Source organism: Trinickia sp. Y13 (genome assembly GCF_029522115.1).
GTDB lineage: Bacteria > Pseudomonadota > Gammaproteobacteria > Burkholderiales > Burkholderiaceae > Trinickia.
In genome coordinates, this window is record NZ_JAKWFK010000003.1 from 463,484 (window position 1) to 485,242 (window position 21,759).

Annotated in this window: 19 protein-coding genes; 12 read left to right on the top strand and 7 right to left on the bottom strand. The window is 64.9% G+C overall.

Annotation, left to right across the window (positions count from 1 at the left end; genetic code table 11):
- Positions 1-58 precede the first annotated feature (58 nt).
- Both MMB74_RS08300 and MMB74_RS08305 read right to left on the bottom strand, forming a co-directional pair.
- Complete coding sequence (locus tag MMB74_RS08300) at positions 59-1,540, bottom strand: sensor domain-containing diguanylate cyclase (RefSeq protein ID WP_277428119.1); 1,482 nt, start codon at positions 1,538-1,540, stop codon at positions 59-61.
- Between the two features lie 115 nt (positions 1,541-1,655).
- On the bottom strand, positions 1,656-2,474 hold the full coding sequence (locus tag MMB74_RS08305; RefSeq protein ID WP_277428120.1) for an IclR family transcriptional regulator: 819 nt from the start codon (positions 2,472-2,474) through the stop codon (positions 1,656-1,658).
- Positions 2,475-2,744: 270 nt separating this feature from the next.
- On the opposite strand from MMB74_RS08305, the gene MMB74_RS08310 reads away from it, so the two are divergent.
- The 8 genes from MMB74_RS08310 to MMB74_RS08345 all read left to right on the top strand — a co-directional run bounded on the left by MMB74_RS08310 (position 2,745) and on the right by MMB74_RS08345 (position 11,063).
- Positions 2,745-3,878 carry a sugar ABC transporter substrate-binding protein gene (locus MMB74_RS08310; protein WP_277428121.1) on the top strand — a complete coding sequence of 378 codons (1,134 nt, stop codon included), beginning with the start codon at positions 2,745-2,747 and terminating at the stop codon, positions 3,876-3,878.
- Between the two features lie 50 nt (positions 3,879-3,928).
- On the top strand, positions 3,929-5,488 hold the full coding sequence (locus MMB74_RS08315; protein WP_277428122.1) for a sugar ABC transporter ATP-binding protein: 1,560 nt from the start codon (positions 3,929-3,931) through the stop codon (positions 5,486-5,488).
- The gene (locus tag MMB74_RS08320) at positions 5,478-6,518 is read left to right on the top strand and encodes an ABC transporter permease (protein ID WP_277428123.1); all 1,041 of its coding nucleotides are present in this window, start codon (positions 5,478-5,480) and stop codon (positions 6,516-6,518) included. Before MMB74_RS08315 ends, MMB74_RS08320 begins: the two co-directional genes overlap by 11 nt.
- A 6-nt stretch (positions 6,519-6,524) precedes the next feature.
- Entirely contained in the window at positions 6,525-6,842 is a 318-nt protein-coding gene (locus MMB74_RS08325) for a UxaA family hydrolase (RefSeq protein WP_277428124.1), read from the top strand.
- Positions 6,843-6,864: 22 nt separating this feature from the next.
- Positions 6,865-8,220: a UxaA family hydrolase gene (locus tag MMB74_RS08330; protein ID WP_277428125.1), complete on the top strand. Its 1,356-nt coding sequence runs from the start codon at positions 6,865-6,867 to the stop codon at positions 8,218-8,220.
- Complete coding sequence (locus MMB74_RS08335; RefSeq protein ID WP_277428126.1) at positions 8,217-9,290, top strand: aldo/keto reductase; 1,074 nt, start codon at positions 8,217-8,219, stop codon at positions 9,288-9,290. Before MMB74_RS08330 ends, MMB74_RS08335 begins: the two co-directional genes overlap by 4 nt.
- A 99-nt stretch (positions 9,291-9,389) precedes the next feature.
- Positions 9,390-10,166, top strand: coding sequence for an SDR family oxidoreductase (locus MMB74_RS08340; protein ID WP_277428127.1), 777 nt, complete (start codon positions 9,390-9,392; stop codon positions 10,164-10,166).
- A 48-nt stretch (positions 10,167-10,214) separates the two neighbouring features.
- Positions 10,215-11,063 carry an ureidoglycolate lyase gene (locus tag MMB74_RS08345; protein ID WP_277428128.1) on the top strand — a complete coding sequence of 283 codons (849 nt, stop codon included), beginning with the start codon at positions 10,215-10,217 and terminating at the stop codon, positions 11,061-11,063.
- A gap of 82 nt (positions 11,064-11,145) precedes the next feature.
- Here MMB74_RS08345 and MMB74_RS08350 read toward each other — a convergent pair whose 3' ends face one another.
- A complete protein-coding gene (locus MMB74_RS08350; RefSeq protein WP_346780671.1) occupies positions 11,146-11,514 on the bottom strand; it encodes a DUF3564 family protein in 369 nt (122 codons plus the stop codon).
- A gap of 265 nt (positions 11,515-11,779) precedes the next feature.
- Between MMB74_RS08350 and MMB74_RS08355 the strand changes: the two genes are divergently transcribed.
- A complete protein-coding gene (locus MMB74_RS08355; RefSeq protein ID WP_277428129.1) occupies positions 11,780-12,769 on the top strand; it encodes a zinc-dependent alcohol dehydrogenase family protein in 990 nt (329 codons plus the stop codon).
- Between the two features lie 58 nt (positions 12,770-12,827).
- Here MMB74_RS08355 and fnr read toward each other — a convergent pair whose 3' ends face one another.
- The gene (gene fnr / locus MMB74_RS08360) at positions 12,828-13,604 is read right to left on the bottom strand and encodes a fumarate/nitrate reduction transcriptional regulator Fnr (protein ID WP_277428130.1); all 777 of its coding nucleotides are present in this window, start codon (positions 13,602-13,604) and stop codon (positions 12,828-12,830) included.
- Positions 13,605-13,850: 246 nt separating this feature from the next.
- Positions 13,851-15,260 (bottom strand): polyhydroxyalkanoate depolymerase, encoded by a 1,410-nt coding sequence (gene phaZ, locus MMB74_RS08365; protein WP_277428131.1) that lies wholly within the window; start codon positions 15,258-15,260, stop codon positions 13,851-13,853.
- A 272-nt stretch (positions 15,261-15,532) separates the two neighbouring features.
- Here phaZ and MMB74_RS08370 point away from each other — a divergent pair, with 272 nt between their 5' ends.
- Complete coding sequence (locus MMB74_RS08370) at positions 15,533-17,464, top strand: SurA N-terminal domain-containing protein (RefSeq protein ID WP_277428132.1); 1,932 nt, start codon at positions 15,533-15,535, stop codon at positions 17,462-17,464.
- Between the two features lie 63 nt (positions 17,465-17,527).
- Here MMB74_RS08370 and MMB74_RS08375 read toward each other — a convergent pair whose 3' ends face one another.
- Positions 17,528-18,211, bottom strand: coding sequence for an arylesterase (locus MMB74_RS08375; protein WP_277428133.1), 684 nt, complete (start codon positions 18,209-18,211; stop codon positions 17,528-17,530).
- Here MMB74_RS08375 and MMB74_RS08380 point away from each other — a divergent pair.
- Positions 18,210-18,917, top strand: a complete 708-nt coding sequence (locus tag MMB74_RS08380) for an ABC transporter ATP-binding protein (RefSeq protein ID WP_277428134.1) — start codon at positions 18,210-18,212, stop codon at positions 18,915-18,917. The two genes, MMB74_RS08375 and MMB74_RS08380, sit on opposite strands and share 2 nt — an antisense overlap.
- A gap of 47 nt (positions 18,918-18,964) precedes the next feature.
- On the opposite strand, the gene pgi is transcribed toward MMB74_RS08380, so the two are convergent.
- Positions 18,965-20,596, bottom strand: coding sequence for a glucose-6-phosphate isomerase (gene pgi / locus MMB74_RS08385; RefSeq protein ID WP_277428135.1), 1,632 nt, complete (start codon positions 20,594-20,596; stop codon positions 18,965-18,967).
- Between the two features lie 300 nt (positions 20,597-20,896).
- Between pgi and MMB74_RS08390 the strand changes: the two genes are divergently transcribed.
- A complete protein-coding gene (locus MMB74_RS08390; RefSeq protein ID WP_277428136.1) occupies positions 20,897-21,751 on the top strand; it encodes a lysozyme inhibitor LprI family protein in 855 nt (284 codons plus the stop codon).
- Positions 21,752-21,759: the final 8 nt, after the last annotated feature.

The following is a 21,759-nucleotide window of genomic DNA, read 5'->3' on the forward strand; positions in this document are numbered from 1 at the left end:
CCACCACTTTATCTACTAATAGATAGATAGTCAACCCTCGGGCAAAAAGAAACGGTGGTCAGCTTCCAGAGGCGGCTTCAGGGGCGTGATGGCGGCGCTTGTCTTCGTACATCGCGGCATCGGCCTCGCGCAGCATGTCTTCGATGCGCTCGCCGCGCTCGCACGTGGCGTAGCCCATCGAAAAGCTCAGCGCCGGGCCTGAATAGAATTGATTGTTGAGCTCGACGATTTGCCGGATGCTTTCGGCCACCACTTCGGTGTCGCGTTCGTTCGCCCCGGGCAGCAGCACGACGAACTCGTCGCCGCCGATGCGCGCGGCGTGATACGGCTTTTGAATCGCTTTGGACAGGGCTTCGCCTGCACGACGCAAGAGCGCGTCTCCCGCCGCATGGCCCAACTGGTCGTTGACGGTCTTCAGGTCGTTCAAATCGACGATGATCGCGCTGACGGGGAAGGGGCCTTTGCGCTCGAGGCGATTGAGTTCGTCGACATAGAACGAGCGGTTCTTCAGCTTCGTGAGCACGTCGTGCTTGCCCAAATATTCGAGGTACGCCTCGGCCTTTTTGCGCGCGGTGATGTCGGTCAGCGCGAGCAGCACGAGGTCCCATTGATCCTCATGGCCAGGAAAGACCGAGAATTGCAAATGCAGATGGACTTCGCTGCCGTCGAGCGCGTAGTTGAGCACCTCGCGCTGCTGGAACAGCCGCCCCTCCCACAGGTCGATCAACTGCTCGCGAAAGTGCTGATGCATGTCGTCGCGAAACACTTCGGGTAGACGGTCCAGCAGCGAGGCTTTGTCGTCTGCCTTGAATAGGTCGATCGTATAGCGGTTGACGTCGAGCACGACGATCTCCGCCATGCAGCGCTCGACGAAATCAGGGTGGACATCGGTGAAAGTGCGAAAGTCGACGATGCCTTGTTCGCGCACCTCGTCGATCAGCCCTTTGATGCGGCGGAAGTCCTCGATCCATAGCGAAACGGGTGCGTGCTCGAACAATCCTTGCGCATATTGCTGACTCGCGGCCACGCGCCGCCGCGCATCTTCGAGCGCCGTGATGTCGTCGATGGCCACGAGCACCCGGTCCCACGACGCTTCGTGGCCGGGAAGGATGACGCCCTTGAGCAAGATGTCGAGCCGCCGTCCGTCCAGCGTGTAGTTCACGCTTTGGCTTTCGAACGTGCAGTTGCCCGACCACATTTGGACGAGTTCGTCGACATGCGCTTCGAGCATGTCGTCGCGCAACACGACGTCCAAGCGCGCGCATAGCTCGTCGAAGTCGCGCGCGCCGTACATTTGCAGCGTGCGGCGATTGACCTTCAACACGCGAATGCAAGCCGAGCATTGCGCGACGCGGCCGGTGTCGGCCGCGAGGAACGCGCGCAGGTCGGTTACGCCTTGCTCGCGCCAGGTAGCGAACAGCGCATGCAGGCGGCTGTAGTCTTCGAGCCAAAGCGAGGTCGGCGTAAGGTCGAATAGATCGACGGACGTGACGCCGCTCGCGTCCAGACCGCTTGCTTCGTTCGGTGTGCCTGGTTTCATATCGAATGTGTGAGAGGTTCTATTGCGCTGTGTCGGTGGTTCTTTCCCTGAGTTAACGGCGCAAGTCCTTCGCAAGTTGAGCGCGCAACGTGCGACGCCATGTCGCGCCGCATCGCTAGCTCGCCTCGTGCATCGACAGTTTGCGCGCCGCCGTGTCGAGCATGGCGGTCACGTCATCGAGCGAGGGCGCGACGTACTCGTCGATGCGTCGCATGTAAGGCGTCGTGAGACAGGCCATCGCATGCCCGGACGGGCCGAGGATCGGGAACGTGACGTCGGTCACGCCGAACGTTTGCGCGCTGTCCTTGCGCAGGTGCCCTCGCTCGCGAATCGACGCGAGCAATGCCGTGAGCGCCGCATCGCCGAGCGCGATTTCCCCCTTGACCTTCGTGTGCTCCGCGAGCATGCGCACCCGTTCGGCCTCGCTCTGAAATGCGAGCATGACTTGGCCCGAGGCAGTGTCGACCAAGCCGACTCGCGAGCCGAGACGAATCGACAGGCCCCACGTGCCGGGGCCGTCGACCTGGGCGATCACGAGTAAGTTGCCCCGATCGTAGACCGTCAAGTGACACGACTGCTCGGCCGTCTCCGCAAAGGCCTGCATCACGGGCAATGCTTCGGCAATGAACCGGTTCATGGGCGGGTGCCGGTGCGCGAGCGCAAATAGTTTGAGGCTCAACGAGTAGCGATCGCCCGCGCTCGAGCGCATCACGTATTGCCGAGCGACGAGCCGCTCGAGCATCCGGTAGATCTCGCTCGCGTTGCGTCCCAGCGCCTTCATGATCTCGGCGCGGGTCAATCCTTCCTTTTGTTCGGACAGTAGCTCGAGGATGTCGAGCCCTTTGTCGAGCGCCGGCGCGCGGTAACGCTCGGCCTCATCGGTTGCGCCGTCCGGCGCCGCTTCGTTCGCGGCGGTTTGCTTGGCTGGTTTCACTGGCGTCGCTTCCTCACAGCTTGGGGCACTAAGGGAAAACACGGGCGAACGTCGTCCTTGACGTTGGATCGTCCGTATATGAATAATACGTTCATCCATGAATCATTGCGTCGATCGCAAACCGGCGACGCCGACGAACCCGGCTCGCGGAGACATCCGCCAAAGCCGCAAACCGCAGCATAGCGAAGCCGCCGCAGAGCGGACCATAGATCGGGCCCGAAAAGCCCGAGCCGTTGCGTCTTCCCGACGCATGAGGACTAGGAGACAACCATGACGTTCAGCTTTGAGCCGGCCGATACCCGGCATTGGGCAATTCGCGCATTTCGTGTTCTTCGACTCGCGGCGTCGCCCTCGGCACGCGCCCGGGCGCGCGCCAGCCGCCGCGCATGGGCGCGCTACAGTCTTGCAACGGCGGCTGCGCTCGCGGCTTTCGGGGCGGCCGCGCCCGCGGTGCAAGCCGCACAAGGCGCAAGCGAAGTGGTGGGCGCCAATTTGCCGCTGCTCACCTCGCCGTTCTGGCAGGCGTACAACAACTATCTGCCGCAGTACGCGAAAGAGCTCGGTGTGAACATGCTCGCGCCCGTCAACTCGAATGGCGACCCGGCGCAACAGATCACCGACATCAACGCGCTGCTCAATCAACGCGTCAAAGGGATCGTCACGGGACCGCTCGATTCGGCGGCAATCAGCCGGGCGCTCGATGCAGCCTCGGCCAAGCACGTGCCCGTCGTGGCCGTCGATGTGGCGCCGACGCAGGGCAAGGTGGCGATGGTCGTGCGCGCCGACAACCGGGCCTATGGCGAGAAGGCCTGCAAGTACATCGGCGATCACGTATCGCAGGGCAAAGTGGTGCAGATCATGGGCGATCTCGCATCCGTCAACGGCCGGGACCGGTCCGAAGCATTCCGCTCTTGCATCAAGAGCCACTATCCGAAGCTGCAGGTGCTCGAAATTCCGGCCGCCTGGAAGGGCGATGTGGCCGCTTCCGCGCTCGACAGCCTGCTGACCGCGAACCCGGATGTCAAAGGGATCTATATGCAAGCGGGCGGGGTGTATCTCTCGCCGACGCTGCAGACGCTGCGCCGCAAGCAGATGTTGTTTCCGGTCGGCGATGCGAAGCATATCGTGATCGTCAGCAATGACGGGATTCCGCAAGAGTTCGATGCGATCCGCAAGGGCGAGATCGACGCGACCGTGTCGCAACCGGCCGATGCCTACGCGAAATACGGCCTCTGGTATTTGAAGGAAGCGCTGGCGGGCAAGACCTTCAAGGCCGGTCCGACCGATCACGGCAGCACGATCGTCGAGTTGGCCCCCGGCATGCTCGAAGATCAATTGCCCGCGCCGCTCGTCACCAAAGCGAACGTCGACGACAAAAACCTTTGGGGCAATACGCTCAAGTGAGCGGCGTGCGCGCCCCGTTCCATTTCGACACATCGAACCAGCGAGCCGACATGGCAGCCGTTCTTCTTTCTAGTGAAAGCGCGGGACGCCCGACGGCGCCCGTCGTCGAAGCACGCGGCGCAACCAAGCGCTTCGGCTCGACGACGGCGCTATCGAGCGTCGATTTACGCGTGATGCCGGGCGAATCGCATGCACTCGTCGGCCGCAATGGCGCGGGCAAGTCGACGCTGGTGTCGCTTTTGACCGGGCTGCGCAAGCCCGATCAAGGCGAGATCCGGTTCGGCGGCGAGTTGGCGCCGCCGATCTCCGATCGCGACGCTTGGCGCGAGCGCGTGGCGTGCGTCTATCAGCATTCCACCGTCATTCCCGAGCTGAGCGTCGCCGAGAACTTGTTCGTGAATCGGCAGCCGACGCGCGGCGGAATCATCGATTGGCGCGCGATGCGGCGGGAAGCGCGCGCGCTGCTCGACCATTGGCGCATCGATGTGCGCGAGGACACGCGTTGCGGCGACTTGGGCGTCGAAGCGCGGCAACTCGTGGAGATCGCCCGCGCGTTGTCGCACGGCGCACGGTTCATCATTCTCGACGAACCCACGGCGCAGCTCGACGGCGATGAGATCAAGCGGCTCTTTGATCGCATCGAGGGACTGCAGCGCGAGGGCGTAACGTTCCTGTTCATTTCGCATCATCTGCAAGAGGTCTATGAGATTTGCCAGGCCGTCACCGTGTTGCGAGATGCTCGCCGGATCCTGACGGCGGGCGTCGAGCAACTGCCGCGCGAGGCGCTGATCGAAGCCATGACGGGCGAAGCGGGCGGGGTCGCGCGGGACGATGCGTCGCGGCGCGCGCCGCTCGGCGATGCGCCGCTTGCGCTAGAAGTCGACGCGCTTTGCGGCGAGGGCTTCCACGACGTTTCGTTGAGCGTGCGGCGAGGCGAAGTCATCGGCCTCACCGGAGCGACGAGCAGCGGACGCACGAGCGTGGCCGAAGCCATCGCCGGGCTGCGGCGCCCGCGCAAGGGAGCGGTGCGCGTGTTCGGCGAGCGGGCGGGCGCGGGCGTGTCGCTGCCTTATGGCGACGTGCCCGCCGCGCTCGACGCGGGCATCGGGTGCGTGCCGAAGGACCGCCATCGAGAAGGACTCGTGCTGTCGCAATCGATCGCCGAAAACGCGACGATGACGCTTGCCCGGCGGCTGGCGTCGTTCGGTCTGGCGCCGCCTTCGGTCAAGGCGCGGCTCGCACGCGAGGCGATCGACGCCCTCGGCATCGTGGCGCCAGGCCCGCTTGCGCCGGTGTCGGGGCTCTCGGGCGGCAATCAGCAAAAAGTCGTCATGGCGCGGGCGCTTGCCACCGATCCGCGCGTCCTGGTTCTGATCGACCCGACGGCCGGCGTCGACGTCAAATCGAAGGAAGCGTTGCTCGCCATGGCCGAGCGCGCGCGCAACGAAGGGCGGGCAGTCATCGTGTCGAGCGGCGAGCTCGACGATTTGCGCGGCTGCGACCGTGTCCTCGTCATGTTTCGCGGACGCATCGTCCAAGCGTTTGCGGCCGGTTGGGCCGATCACGAATTGATCGCATCAATTGAAGGAGTCGATCTGAATGAAGCCTAGTTTCTCGAGCCCAGGGGCGCAGCCACGCGCGGCCGCCTTCGCCGTCGCGGGCGCCGCACGGGCGCATGGATCCCGGTTGGATTTGGCGCGCTGGCGCGATTTAGCGTTGTTGCCCGCACTGGTGCTGTTGATCGCGATCGGCGCCTGGATCAGTCCGAGCTTTCTCACGCGAGCCAATCTCATCAGCGTGCTCGGTGCATCGGCTGCGCTGGCGTTGGTCGTTCTGGCCGAATCGTTGATCGTCATCGTCGGCAAATTCGATCTGTCGCTCGAATCGACCGTCGGTTTCGCCCCAGCCCTGGGCGCGATGCTCGTGATGCCGGCGGCCTCTGCCGGCTTCGGCTGGCAGTGGCCGGCGGCGGCGGGCCTATGCGTGATCGTCGCGGTGGGCGCGCTGATCGGCTGGGTCAACGGCTTGCTCGTCGTGCGCTTGCGCCTGAACGCGTTCATCGTGACGCTCGCCATGCTGATCGTCTTGCGCGGTATGCTGGTTGGCGCGACCAAAGGCGGGACGCTGTTCGACATGCCGCCTTCGTTTTTCGCGTTGGCCACCGTGACCGTGCTGGGGTTGCCGCTGTCGGTATGGCTCGCGGCTGTCGCGTTTGCCGTTGCCGCCTTCGTGCTGCGCTATCACCGCATCGGCCGCGCGCTTTATGCGATCGGCGGCAATGCGCAGGCGGCGCGGGCAGCCGGTATTCGCGTGGAGCGCATCGTTTGGGGCGTGTTCGTGCTCGGTAGCGCGCTGGCCTCGATCGGCGGGATCGTGGTGACGGGGTATGTGGGCGCGATCAACGCCAATCAAGGCAACGGCATGATCTTCACGGTGTTCGCCGCGGCCGTGATCGGCGGCATCTCGCTCGACGGCGGCAAGGGAACGATGCTCGGTGCGTTGACCGGCGTGTTGTTGCTCGGCGTCGTGCAAAACTTGCTGACGCTCGCGCAAGTGCCGTCGTTTTGGATTCAAGCGATTTACGGCGCCATCATTCTGGGTTCGTTGATGATTGCCCGTTTGGCCGGCAGCCAGGAGTAAGGGACCATGACGCTCGACTCGCGGCTGCTGCTGCTCTGTCCCGACGACAATTGCTTGATCGCCGCAACCACGCTCGAGGCGGGCGCCGTGGTGGACATCGAGGGCGAGCGCGTTGCGCTTGCGACGACGATCTCCCTCGGGCACAAGCTCGCGCGCCGTGCGTTGAGCGCGGGCGAGAAGGTCCTGCGCTACGGCGCGCCGATCGGTCATGTCACGTGCAACGTCGTCAAGGGCGGGCATCTGCATACGCACAATCTCGAAAGCGATTATTTGCCTACTTACACGCTCGACGAGGGCCATGCCTTCGTCGGACACGACGATTGACCTACTGTCAGCGGAAACGAATATGAACGAGATCCCATCCGACGCCGCGCCGCTTCTCGGCTATCTGCGGCAAGACGGGCGCAAGGGGATACGCAATGTCGTCGCCGTTGCGTATCTGGTGGAATGCGCGCATCACGTCGCACGTGAAATCGTGACGCAATTCGCGCCGCGCTTGATGCATGCCGGCGCCGATGTTGCGGCGGACGAAGAAGCCGATGGGCAAGCCGACGGCCTATCCGCTGCCGATTTCGATTCGGTCAACGCCCACGATGCGGCGCCGGAAGTCCACTTGATCGGCTTTCCGGGTTGCTATCCCAACGCCTATGCGCAGAAGATGCTCGCGCGCATCGCGACCCACCCGAACGTCGGCGCGGTGCTGTTCGTCTCGCTTGGCTGCGAGAGCATGAACAAACACTTCCTGGTCGATACCGTGCGCGAAAGCGGCCGGCCTGTCGAAGTGCTGACGATTCAGGAAACCGGCGGCACGCGCAGCACCATCATGCGCGGCGTCGATTGGGTGCGGCGCGCTCGGCGCACGCTCGCTCAGATGCGCCCAGTGCCGATGCGCTTTGACGAGTTGGTCGTCGGCACCGTGTGCGGGGGCTCGGACAGCACGAGCGGCATCACGGCCAATCCCGCGGTAGGGCGCGCGTTCGATGCGATGATCGAGCGCGGCGCAGCCTGCGTGTTCGAGGAAACGGGCGAGCTCGTGGGCTGCGAGCATCATATGAAGTCGCGCGCGGCGCGCGCGGAACTGGGCGAGGCCATCGTGGCCTGTGTCGAGAAGGCAGCGCGCTACTACACGATCATGGGGCATGGCAGCTTCGCGGTCGGCAACGCGGACGGCGGTTTGACGACGCAGGAAGAGAAATCGCTCGGCGCCTATGCGAAGAGCGGGGCGTCGCCCATCGTCGGCATCGTCAAACCCGGGGACATTCCCCCGACGGGTGGCCTGTACTTGCTCGACGTCGTGCCCGACGGCGAGCCGCGGTTCGGTTTCCCGAACATCAGCGACAACGCCGAGATCGGCGAACTCATCGCTTGCGGCTGCCACGTCATCCTCTTCACGACCGGGCGCGGCTCGGTCGTCGGCTCCGCCGTTTCGCCCGTGATCAAGATTTGCGCGAACCCGGCCACGTATCGCAATTTGTCGGGCGATATGGATGTCGACGCGGGCCGCATCCTCGAAGGACGCGCATCGCTCGACGCGGTCGGCCGCGAGATTTTCGAGGCGACGCTCGCGCTCGGGCGCGGCGAGCGCTCGAAATCGGAACTGCTCGGCCATCAGGAGTTCATCTTGACCTACAAGGCGTTCGAACCAATCGGCCCCGGCTGCTTGCCGATCGTCCGGGCGGCCCCCGTGCAGGCGGGCGCATGAGCACGGGCGCAGGCACGGCGGTGGGCGCGCGCCGCCGAATCGGCCGCACTTCGCTCGAAGTCACGGCGCTCGGGCTCGGTTGCGCGGGGCTAGGCGGCTTGTATCGTGATGTCGACGAGGCCGATGCGCGCGCGACCATCGATGCCGCCTGGGAAGCCGGCATTCGCTTGTTCGACACGGCGCCGTACTATGGCTACACGAAAAGCGAGCATCGCGTCGGCGCGGCGCTGCGCGAGCGTGAGCGCGATACGTTCGTGCTTTGCACGAAGGCGGGGCGGATCATGCTGCCCGATCGCGGCGCATCGGCGCGCGCACCGCGCGACGGTTGGGCGCATCCGCTGCCGTTCACGCCCGTTTTCGACTACACGTACGACGGCATCCTGCGCTCGTTCGACGATAGCCTGCAGCGGCTCGGCATGGCGCGCATCGACATCTTGCTCGTGCACGACATCGGCGCGCTCACGCACGGCGAGCAAAGCGCGCACTATTGGCGGCAATTGAGCGAAGGCGGCTTCAAAGCGCTCGACGAGCTGCGCGCTGGCGGCGCGGTGCGGGCCGTGGGACTAGGCGTGAATGAGGCGGGCGCGGTGCTCGACGCGATGCGCGAGTTCGAGATCGACTGTGCACTGTTGGCCGGCCGCTACACGCTGCTCGAGCAGCGGAGCCTCGACACCCTGCTGCCCGAGTGCGCGCGGCGCGGCGTGTCGATGCTCGTGGGCGGCGCATTCAATTCGGGCATCCTCGCGCGCGGCGTTCGGCATCTGCGGGAGGCCGGCGGGGACGCTTCGAGCGCGCTCAAATTCAATTACGGAAGCGCGCCAGCCGAGGTGATCGAACGCGTCGCGCGGATCGAGGCGCTTTGCGATGCCCATGGCGTTGCGCTCCCGAGCGCCGCCTTGCGCTTTCCGTATGCGCACGAGGCAGTCGCAAGCGTGCTGACGGGCGCCAGCAGCGTAGCCGAGTTGCGAAGCAGCGTCGAGGCGTTCACGACGCCGACTCCCGGCGAGCTCTGGTCCGCGTTGCGCGCCGAAGGTTTGTTGGATCCGAGATCGCCCACGCCGAGCGCGTGACGCCACGTCAGCGTGGATCGCGCCGCGCGCGTGTAGACGGTTCGCGGCGGTGCCCATGCTAGCCTTTGATAGCTTCCTTTCGACGGAGTGTTGCAAACAATGACCGCCATCGCCACGAGTTTTCCCGCGTCGCCGGCCACGCGCCTGGCAGGCAAGACCGCGCTCGTCACGGCCGCTGCCCAGGGCATTGGCCGCGCCTGCGCCGAGCGCCTCGCCCAAGAGGGCGCTCGGGTCGTCGCCACCGATATCCGGCTCGATATGCTCGCGCAAGCGCCGTTTGAAGCGCGCGCGCTCGACGTGCGCGACGGCGCGGCGATCACGGCGCTGGCCGAAGAGATCGGCTGCGTCGACGTGCTGGTCAACTGCGCCGGCTTCGTTCATGCCGGTAGCATCTTGGAATGCGACGAAGCCGACTGGGATTTTTCGTTCGATCTGAACGTGAAGTCGATGTATCGGACAATACGAACGTTTCTGCCGGGCATGCTCGAGCGTGGCGGCGGTTCGATCGTGAACCTCGCGTCGGCAGCCTCGAGCGTGAAGGGCGTGCCCAACCGTTTCGTCTACGGCACGACGAAAGCGGCCGTGATCGGGCTCACGAAGGCCGTGGCCGCCGATTTCGTCACGCGCGGCGTGCGCTGCAATGCCATTTGCCCCGGCACCGTGGCGTCCCCCTCGCTAACCGCACGCATCGCGGAGCAAGCGCAGGCGCAGGGCAAGAGCGTGGCCGACGTCGAGGCCGCATTCATCGCCCGGCAACCGATGGGGCGTATCGGGCGGCCCGAGGAAATCGCGGCGTTGGCCGCCTACTTGGCCTCGGACGAAGCGGCATTCACCACGGGGCAGATTCATCTGATCGACGGCGGCTGGTCGAACTGAGCGAGCCATGCCTGCCGCGTTTTATCCATCTTGAGGATTGAGTAATACATGAAACTTCTTCGCTATGGTCCCAAGGGCCAGGAAAAGCCCGGTCTGATCGACGCAGAGGGCATCGTGCGCGATCTGTCGTCGGTCGTCGACGATATTGCCGGAGACGTCCTATCGGACGCCGGACTCGCGCGCCTGCGCGCCCTCGATCCTTCGACGCTGCCGCGCGCCCCCGAGGGTGTGCGCTTGGGCGCTTGCGTCGGTCGCGTGGGCAAGATGGTTTGCATCGGCTTGAACTACGCCGATCACGCGGCCGAATCGAACCTGCCCATTCCGACCGAACCCGTCGTCTTCAACAAATGGACCAGCGCGATCGTGGGCCCGAACGATGACGTGCACATTCCGCGCGGTTCGACCAAGACCGATTGGGAGGTCGAACTCGGGGTCGTCATCGGCAAGCCGTGCAAGTACGTGGAAGCGGCCGATGCGCTCAGCTACGTGGCCGGCTACTGCGTCGTCAACGACGTGTCGGAGCGCGAATGGCAGATCGAGCGCGGCGGACAATGGGACAAGGGCAAGGGCTTCGACACCTTCGGGCCGCTCGGGCCGTGGCTCGTGACGCGCGACGAAGTGCCCGACCCGCAGCAATTGGACTTGTGGCTCGAAGTGGACGGCCACCGCTATCAGAACGGCAATACGCGCACGATGATCTTCAGCGTCGCCGAGATCGTGGCTTATCTGAGCCAATGCATGAGCCTGCAGCCGGGCGACGTCATCTCGACAGGCACGCCACCGGGGGTCGGGCTCGGCATCAAGCCGACACCGGTCTATCTAAAGGCGGGGCAGACGATGCGCTTGGGCATCGCCGGGCTCGGCGAACAGCGTCAGCGCACGGTCTCAGCCGAATAAGCATTCGGTGGGGTCGGGTCGCTCGCGCGCGCCATGCCGTGCGCGCGAGCTGCAAGCTCGGCGCCGGGCGGCCGCCGCAGCATCAGATGCTTTCATCGTCGGCAAATACGCTGTTCTCGGCCAAGGTCGCTTCTTCGTCCACGCACTGCACGTGCCAATGGCCGCGCGCCTTGATGCCGCACAATTGTGCGCCGCCCGTTTCACCCTCGAACGGGCCCTCGTCGCTCTCCAGATCGAACCCGGTCAGCTCGCAGATCGCCTCGTCGGCGCGCGGGCTGCACAGACGCGTCACGCCGCGCTGCGACGTCACGACGCCCCACGTCGGCAGATCCAGCCCGAAGTGGCTCTCGCGCGACCATTTGCGAGCGTCGCGATCGATCCACACGATCGCGTAGGCGCAAGGATTGAGTTCGTCGAACGTACTGAGATGGATGGTGATGCGCATCGTCATGTCCTCCTCTTGCTGCGTTCGGTTCCGGTTCCGGTTCGGGATCCGGTTCGGTGATGGGTCCACCAGGCGCTGCCGGGCACGGGGCAGGCCGGCCGACTTCGCCCCGCCGTTGCCCACGATCGATGATCGCCCCATGTGCAACCTCGCGCCTTGCGTTGGGTCAAGAAGAGGCGGCCCGATTGCGCTGAAATGGACGAGGAACGCGTTTCGTGGGTAGACGAATGCGCGGTGCGCATGCGGGGCGAACGGAAAGGGAGACAGCGATATGCGAGCGATGGTGTACGACGGGCGTTCGCCCGTGCTGCAATTGCGCGAGTTGGCCGAGCCGCGGCCGGGACCCGGCCAGCTTTTGATCGAGGTGCATGCCTGCGGCGTTTGCCGCACCGATCTGCATGTGATCGACGGCGAGTTGACGCAGCCCAAGACGCCGCTCGTGCCGGGGCATGAAATCGCGGGCGTCGTGGCCGCGCTCGGCGACGGCGTGACGGGATTCGCCCTGGGCGACCGGGTAGGCGTGCCTTGGCTCGGCCATACGTGCGGGCATTGCGCCTATTGCGCGCGGGGCAAGGAAAATTTGTGCGATGCGCCGCAGTTCACGGGCTATACGATCGACGGCGGCTATGCCGAACGCACGGTCGCCGATAGCCGTTATTGCTTCCATTTGCCGGCGCGCTATTCCGACATCGAGGCGGCGCCGCTGCTGTGCGCCGGGTTGATCGGCCACCGGACCCTCTCGATGGCCGGCGATGCGCATCGGATCGGCCTCTACGGCTTCGGTGCGGCCGCGCACATCGTCGCGCAGGTGGCGCGGCATCAGGGGCGAGAAGTCTACGCGTTCACGCGTCCGGGCGACCTGGCGGCGCAAGCGCTCGCAAGGCGACTGGGCGCGCACTGGGCCGGCTCCAGCGCCGACCCGGCGCCCGCGCCGCTCGACGCCGCGCTCATTTTCGCGCCGGTCGGCGCGCTGGTGCCGGCGGCGTTACGGGCGGTGGTCAAAGGCGGGGTCGTCGTCTGCGGCGGAATTCATATGAGCGATATTCCGTCGTTCCCGTACGAGGACCTATGGGGCGAGCGCCGAATCGTCTCGGTGGCCAACCTTACGCGCGAGGACGGCCATGCGTTCATGCGGCTTGCCGAGAACATTGCGCTCCAGATCGAGACCACGGTCTATCCGCTGGCCGAAGCGAACCGGGCGTTGGCCGATTTGCGGGAAGGGCGGCTATCGGGTGCGGCGGTGCTCGATGTCCGAGCGTAAAGGCGCTTCCGAGTCTTCGGTGCGCTTGCCGGGCGCTTGCAGGCGCCACGAGCGCCTCTTATACGCGGCCCAATGCGTCGATGTTGACGATGCGAATCAGCTTGCCTTGCGTCTGCACGAGCCCGTCGCGCTGGAATTTCGAGAACATCCGGCTCACCGTTTCTAGCTTCATGCCGAGGAAGTTGCCCATCTCTTCGCGTGTCATGCGCAGGTTGAATTCGGCTGCTGAATAGCCTCGCGCTTTCATTCGATTCGACACGTTGAGCAGGAAAGAGGCGACTCGCTGCTCGGCGCTCATCGTGCCGAGCAACATCATGAGCGACGATTCGCGCACGATTTCGCCGCTCATCATGCGCAGCACTTGCTGCTGAAGCGTGCGCGATTCGGCGCACATCGATTCGAGCAGCGCATAAGGAATGATGCAGACGCTGCCGTCTTCGAGGGCGATCGCGTCGCTGCTGTGCACCTCGGTGCCGAGGCCGTCGAGGCCCAACACTTCACCGGCCAAATGAAATCCGGTGACTTGCTCGCGACCATCGCGATGCATGACGACCGTTTTGAACGAACCGGCGCGAATGGCGTATACGCTCTGGAACGGATCGTTCGCCCGGTAAAGCGTGTCGCCTCGCTTGATATGGCGCGTGGCGCTGACGATCGAATCGAAGCGCAGGAGTTCCTGCGCGTCCAGCGTTTGCGGCATGCAAACCGAGCGCATCGAACAGGTGGCGCAGTGTTGCGCGGGGCGCGCCGCCTTGGACGCACGGCCGGTGCAGGCCGAGGCGTTTGCGGCAGCCGGTGCCGCGATGTCGTCGGCGAAAACTGCTTCGTTCAACATACGACCTCCGTCGAAGGAGCGCCTCGCCAGGGGGCCAGGCACGTTGATTCCATGATTTGCAGTATCGACGGTAAGGTGCTTGAAAAAAATCGGCGCCGTATGAAAGTGCGGTAAGTGTTGACGAAGCGGTGTAAGGATCGTCCTACACGCGTTCGAGGTGAAAGTGGAAAAACCGCGCTGACCGAGCGCGAGGTGTAATCGATTACGCCTATGACTCGCCCGTGAAGCCGATGGTTGCGCGCGCAATCATTGCCGCGCCCGCTCGCCCCCGGGCGTATTGCTCAGCCAAAATCGCCTCACCGCCGGGTGGATCGCATCGTGCCACCGCGGGCCGGTGAACAGGTCGTAGTGATCGCAGTCGTCAATGGTCAGACGCATGCGTTTTTCGGCGGGCACCGCCGTGCAGACATCGTGCGCCGCGTGCGTCTGACCGGCGCCGGTGATGTCGTCGCGATCGCCTTCCACGGTGCAAAGCGCCGTTGCGCTCAGCGCGGCGAGCGTGACGCGTCGCGCGCCGACCGACCATGTGCCGCGCGCCAAGCGCTGCTCCTGGAAGACGATGCGCAGCGTGTCGAGGAAGTAGTCCTCGTCCATGTCCAGCACGGCGCAATACTCGTTGAGCGAGCGCAGGCTCGACGCGATCGCTCGCGCGCTGCTCGAGAGCCGGCTCGTCCAATAGCGCGATTCGAGAGCCAATTGCCGATGCGGATGAGCCGCGACGATCGCAGCGTGCTGCAGATATCCGGGATAGATGCGTCGGCCGACGCCCGCGTACCCGCTCGGCACGGTATCGATCAGCGTACGGCGGAACCATTCGATGTCGTGCGTGGCCGCGAGCCGGTCGATCATCGTTGGGTTAGAGCGCGAGTCGATCGGGCCGCCCATGAGCGTGACCGATAGCGGCGCCGGATGCTTCCCCGAGCCGGCGACGAGCGCAGCCGCGGCAAGTGCGGGCGGCGCGGCTTGGCAGACCGCCATCACGTGGACGCCGCGGTCAGCGAGAAGGCGTAAGAAGCGTTCGACGGCTAGCACGTAATCGTCGAGGCCGAATTTTCCTTGCGCGAGCGGCACGTCGCGCGCGTTGGCCCAATCGGTGACGAACACATCGGCGTCCTCTAGCATCGTTTCGACCGTCTCGCGCAGCATCACGGCGTGGTGCCCAGCGAGCGGCGTGACGAGCAGGACGCAGGCTCTCGCGAGCGGCTCGGCTGCTTGTGCGGCTGCTTGTGCAGCTACATCGGCGCGGCGGCCTCGGGCGGGCTTGGTGGCGTCTGCCCGTGCCGCTCGTTTTCGCTGGGTCCGTTTGTGCGGCTCATGCTGAGCGGGCAAGGGGGCAAATTCGCGTTCGAACGCGCGCAGCGCGCAAAAAGGCGTTCGATCGACGACCGTTTCGCGCACCGGAACGACCTGCCCCCCGATTCGCACCGATTCGATACCGAAAGGCGGCGGCTCGGGCGTCGCCTGCAACAGACGATAGAGCCAATCGCAGCCGGGCGGGCCGACGCCCGCGAGCCGCGCCGCGTCTTCGTCTTGCATGATGGATCGCGCATTGCCGGTAGAAGCCGGCAAGCCGCCCCATGAAGCGGCGACGAGCGAGGCCCATGCATCGACCGAGCGCATCAGCGCGCGTTGCGTTTCGAGCCACTGATAGAACATGGTCGCCTCCGCCCGGGCGCCGCGTCGCGTGCGGCCTCCGGCCCTACGGCGCCGACAACGCGCCGAATCGAGAAGGGCGCCGCCCCGCGGCGACGCGCTCGCGGCGCAAGATCCGCCGCGAGCGCTATTTTGCGGACGCTCGACGGTCCCTGGCAACCCCGCCGTTCGACGCGCCCGAGGCGGCCCGATGGACGGGCGTTCGGTCTAAATTGCCGTTCCCCATTGCACCTGTTGTACTATTGGGCGTTTTTGTCCAACGTAACCAGTCACGCATGCTCGATTTCTTTCGCAACCACAAGCGCCTGATGATGCTCATGCTCGTCCTCGTCATCGTGCCGGGGCTGGGTTTCGTCGGTATTCAAGGCTTTCGCAACTTCTTCGACGAAAGCGCGAACGTCGCGAGCGTGAACGGGCACAAGATCACCCGCGCCGAATTCGACGGCGCCATGCGCCAGCAGCTCGACCAGGCGCGCCAGTTTCTCGGCGCGCAGTTCGATGCGAAGGCGCTCGATACGCCCGCGCGCCGCAGTGAATTGCTCGACAACCTGATTCAGCAACGCGCCCTGGCCGACGAAGCGCAACGCGAGCATCTCACGGCGTCGGACGACGCGGTGCGCCGCGCACTGCTCGCCGATCCCGTCATCGCGTCGCTGCGCAAGCCGGACGGCTCGATCGACATCGATCGCTACAAGCAACTGCTCGCGATGCAAGGCATGACGCCGGAGCAGTACGACGAGCGCGTGCGCTACGGGCTGGCCTTGCAGCAAATCCCCGAAAGCATCGAAGCAAGCGCGTTCACGCCGAAGTCGCTGGCCGAGCACGTCGCGCAGCTGGCGCAAGCGCAGCGCACGGTGCAAGCACTCGTGCTGCATGCGAGCGATTACGCATCGAAGGTGCAGCCCACGGACGCGCAGCTGTCGGCCTACTACGACGCGCATCGCGCCGATTTCGCGACGCCTGCCACGGCGACGATCGATTACCTCGTTTTGTCGCCTGCTACGCTCGCCGCCGCAGTGACGCCGAGCGAGGCCGATGCGAAGAAGTATTACGACGAAAACATCGCGCATTACACGACGCCGCGCGAAGTGCGCGTGAGCCAAATTCTGATCGCTTCGCCCAAATCGGCGAGCCCGGCCGACGACGCCAAGGCGAAAGCCAAAGCCGAATCCGTGCTGGCCGAGGTCAAGGCGCACCCCGATCAGTTCGCGCAGATCGCGGAAAAGGAATCGCAGGATCCGGGTTCCGCGGCCAAGGGCGGCGATCTTGGCTGGTCCACGAGCGGCGTGCTGACGGGCGAAAAGGCGTTCGATACGGCAGCGATGGCGTTGAGCAAGGACGAGGTGGGCAATGTCGTGCATTCGTCCTTCGGCTATCACATCGTCAAAGCGACCGACGTCAAACCGGCGGCGACCAAGCCGTTTGACGAGGTCAAGGACGCGATCATCAAGGATCTGAAGACGCAACTGGCCACGAAGGCATACAGCGACGATGCCGATGGCTTCACGTCGATTGTCTACGAGCAGGCGAAGAGCCTGAAGCCGGCAGCCGACAAATACAAGCTGACGGTTCAAACGGCGACGGTTACGCCCAAGCCCAATCCCGCGTTGCCGCCCGACAGTGCGCTGAACAATCCGAAGTTCCTTGCGGCCGTGTTCGCCGACGATTCGGTGAAGAACCACAACAACACGCAGGCGATCGACGTCGGCAGCAACACCTTGATTGCCGCGCATGTGAACGACTACAAGAGCGCTGCCACGCCGCCGCTCGCTTCGATCAAAGACGCGGTGAAGGCGAAGTACGTGGCCGAGCAGGCCGCCGAATTGGCGCGCAAGGATGGCGCAGCCAAGCTCGCAGAACTGCAAAAGTCGAAATCGACGGCCGGCTTCGGCGCCGAACAAAAGATCTCGCGCAGCGATGCGCAAGGCGTCTCGCCGCTCGCGCTCAGCGCCATCTTCAAGGCCGACGATACGAAGCTGCCGGGCTACGTGGGCGTCGATCTCGGCAGCGACGGCTATGCCATCTACCGTATCAACGCCGTCTTGCCGCCAGCGCCGATCGATCCGAACCGCCTGGCCGCTGCGCAACACCAGCTCGCTCAAATCGACGCGCAGACGCAATTGGAGGCGTACGTGGCGTCGCTGCGCAAGCGCTCGAGCGTAAAGACGTACGGCTCGCTCGGCGCGTCTGCGTCCGATTCGCAGTAGGGCCCGCTGCGCCTGAATGGGGCGTCTGCCCGCGCGCTTGAAGCATCGCCGCTATCGCGGCAATCAGCGGCCGCGCGGGCGCAGCAACGGCGCAAGCACGGGCCAGACGTTATCGAGCAAGAAAGGCTGCGCTTGCTGTGTCGGATGCATTTGATCGGACTGGAACATGTCCTGCTGGTTTTCGATGCCAGCAAGCAAGAAAGGCACGAGCTTGACGTTCAAGTCGCGGGCCAACGCGCCGTAAAGCCCATGGAATCGCTGCGTATAAGCTTGGCCGTAGTTGGCCGGCACATACATGCCGACGAGCACGACCTTCGCATGTCCCTGCTGCGCCTGCTCGACGATCGTGCGCAGATTGTCTTGCGTCGTCGATAGCGGGACCCCACGCAACGCATCGTTCGCCCCCAACTCGACGATGACGATGGACGGTTTGAGCCGCGCCATCAACTCGGGCATGCGCGCGCGCCCGCCGCTCGTCGTGTCGCCGCTGATGCTTGCGTTCGCAACGCTATAATCGATGCGCTCATCGACCAGCCGCTTACGCAAGAGCGCGACCCAACCCGTATCGCGCGGCAAGCCGTACTCCGCGGAAAGGCTATCGCCAAGCACGACGATCGTCGGCTTTTGCCCCTCGGCGCTGCGGGCTGGGGCGGCAGCGGACGGCGACGCCGCGACCGATGCGATGAGGGCGAAAGCCACGAACGCGGCGGCACACGCCGTGCCGACAATCCAGCGACGCTTGTTCATGCCAGAAAACACGAATGCCATTATCGAAGTGCGCAGTTTATGCAAGCGGGTCAAGGATGCAACGGGCGAGTTGACGATACTCGACGATGTCGATCTCGATATCGCCGCCGGGACGAGCGTCGCGATCGTCGGCGCATCGGGATCGGGCAAGTCGACGCTGCTGGGTCTACTCGCGGGCTTGGACAATCCAACCTCGGGTTCGGTTCGACTGCTTGGCCACGATCTGGCCATGCTATCGGAAGACGAGCGCGCGCGCCTGAGAAACGGTGCCATCGGCTTCGTCTTTCAGTCGTTCCAATTGATGCCGCATTTGACCGCGCTCGAGAACGTGCGTTTGCCGCTCGAACTGCAAGGCGGCATCGACGCGCAGGAGGCCACGGCGCGCGCCAAGGCATTGCTGGAAAAGGTTGGGCTGGGCAAGCGCACGCGGCATTATCCGAAGCTGCTTTCGGGCGGTGAGCAACAGCGCGTTGCACTCGCGCGCGCGTTCGTGACCCGTCCGGCCATCCTCTTCGCCGACGAGCCGACCGGCAGCCTGGACGCCGCCACGGGAGCCGCGGTCATCGATCTGATGTTCGAATTGAACGCTGCGCAGGGCGCGACGTTGATCCTCGTCACGCACGACGCCGAGTTGGCGCGCCGCTGCGCACACACCGTGACGATCGAGGCGGGCCGTGTGGTGCGACACGCCCCGCTAGAAGGCTAGGCTCTGTCGTCTAAACGGATCCTGACCTTCGCCCCGCGCTTAGGCGCTTAGCCGCCCTTGGCCGCCTTGCGCGCCCTCTCGATCAGCGCCGACGTGGAAGAGTCGTGCCGGCTTGCATCGAACGACGCTGCCGTGAGATCGGCTTCGACCACCTTGCCGAGAATCTTGCCCAACTCGACGCCCCATTGGTCGAATGGGTTGATGTTCCAGATCGCCGCCTGCACCAGCACCTTGTGTTCGTACAACGCGATGAGGGCGCCGAGCGAACGGGGTGTGAGCGCATCGAGCATCAGCGTGGTCGACGGCCGGTTGCCCGGGAAGACGAGATGCGGCACGAGTTCGGGCTTGTCCGGGCCGGCGACTTTGCGCGCTTCCTCTTCGGTGCGGCCGAGCATGAGCGCTTCGCTCTGCGCGAAGCAATTGGCGAGCAGCTTCGGATGATGGCTCGTCAGAGCATGTTCGGGCGTGAGCACGGCGATGAAATCGATCGGCACGATCGTCGGCCCTTGATGCAGCATCTGGAAGAACGCGTGCTGCCCGTTGGTGCCCGGCTCGCCCCAGGTCACCGCCGAGGTGGCGTAGTCGACGTAGGCCCCGTCCAGGCGCGCCGATTTACCGTTGCTTTCCATTTCGAGCTGCTGCAAATACGAGGGCAAGTAATGCAGCGCTTCGGAGTAGGGGGCGACCAGATAGCTCTGCAGGCCGAAGAAGTTGCGATACCAAACGCCGACGAGGCCGAGGAGCACTGGCAGGTTGCGCGCGAGCGGCGCCTCGCGAAAATGACGGTCCATTTCGTGCGCGCCGGCCAGCAACGCATCGAAGTTCGCGGCGCCGACCGCGATCATGATCGACAGGCCCACGGCAGACCACAGCGAGTAGCGCCCGCCCACCCAGTCCCACATCTCGAACACGTTTTCTTTGGCGATGCCGAACTTCACGACCTCGGCCGGATTGGCCGATACGCCGACGAAGTGCTTCGCGAGCGCGCTTTCCGGACACCCCTTTTGCACGAACCAATCGCGCAACGAGCGCGCGTTGGTCATGGTTTCGAGCGTCGTGAAGGTCTTGGAGACGATGATCGCAAGCGTCTCTTCCGGGTCGATCCGGGCAAGCACGCGAGCCAAGTCGGCGCCATCGACGTTCGAGACGAAATACGAAGCGATCTCGGGATGCGCCAAATGATCGAGCGCATGGACGACCATCTTCGGCCCGAGGTCCGAACCGCCGATGCCGATGTTCACGATATGGCGAATGCGCTTGCCCGTATAGCCTGTCCACGCGCCGCTGCGCACACGTTCGGCGAAATCGGCCATTTTGGCGCGCTCGGCGGCGATCTGCGCGTGAAACGGCGCGTCGGCCTGTGTCGCGCGAAGGGCCGTGTGCAGCGCCGCCCGGCCTTCGGTCGGGTTGACGACTTCGCCGGCGAACATCGCATCGCGGCGCGCGGCAACGCCGGCTTCATCGGCCAGGGCGGCGAGCAGGCGCAGCGTTTCGTCGGTGATGCGGTTCTTCGAAAAGTCGGCTACGAGGCCGCCGCCTTCGATCGTCAATCGCTCGGCGCGCGTGGGATGAGCCGTATCGGCAGCGAACCAGTCGCGTAGCCGCTCGTCGCGGATGCGTTCGTAGTGGGCGGTGAGGGCGGACCAAGAGGGAAGCGAGTTCAGCGTCTTGAGCGTCATGGCGTTCGTCTAACGAAGAGGGCTCGGTACAGGAGCCGGGCTTGGTCGGGCGCTTGCGTTGCGTAGCGCCGGGGTCGGTCAGTATAGCGGCGTTAGACGCTACTTCGAAGCGTCGCATTCCGATGCGGGAGCGGCCGCCCTGCGAGAAAACCGAGGCTCGCGCCAAGCCGGAATCGGCTAGCCAACGTTAGGCCGACAGCGAGCCGACGATTGCCCGACGGCACGTGCGAAGCACGGCCGAGGCGCCGCGATGCGCGCTATCATCTGATGTTTTTCAACCCTCGCAATTCAATCAAGAAAATGAAAAAAATGGGCCACTGTGTCGCCGTCGCGGCGCTCCTTACGTTTACCTCCGTCAACGGGTTTGCTCAAACGGCCGGGGTCGACTGCGCGAAGCCGCATCAACCGATCGAGCGCGCGATCTGCGCGAACGGCGCTTTGCGTGCGCTCGACGCGCGCGCCGGCGCCTATTATTCGATGCTGCTGGAAGCGAAGCCGGCCGTCGAAAGCGGACCTTACCGCGAGTTTCGCGAGAGCCTTCAGGCCGACGAGCAAAAATGGCAGCATGAGACGCGCGACGCCTGCGGCGCGCAAGTCTCTTGCCTCATGGGCGCCTATCAGCATCACATCGACGATCTGCGAACGAACGCGAGCGAGCATCTCACCCTGAGCGCATCGGCGGCCGATGCAAGCACTCAGGAGCCGGCAGGCCCGTTGATCGACTATAAGGACGCGACCTATCGCATCGGCACGCAGGATGTGACGCTACTCGGCGGCCAGCACACGGCGCCGGCCGCGTCCGATTCGTCCGCGCAAGACGTGACCCGCGTCGTCGAGCCGCCCGAGCACGCTGGCGGCAAGCTCGGCGGGCGCGCGGCCGTCGCCGTCTTTCTCTCGGCCGAAGGCGGAGGCAGCGGGACGTTCTATTACGCCGCGGTGGTCTTTGCCGACGGGCGAGGCACCACGTTTCAGATCGGCGATCGGATCCAGCCGGTTGGCATCGCGATCAACGGCGACGACCTCGTCGTCAGCTATCTCGATCGCAAGCCCGACGAGCCAATGGTGGTGCCACCCACGGTGCCGCGCGAGCGACATTTCGCCTTTATGAACGGGCAGATCGTAGAGCGCCCCGCGGCACAGGCGGCCGCCAAGTAATCGCGAGC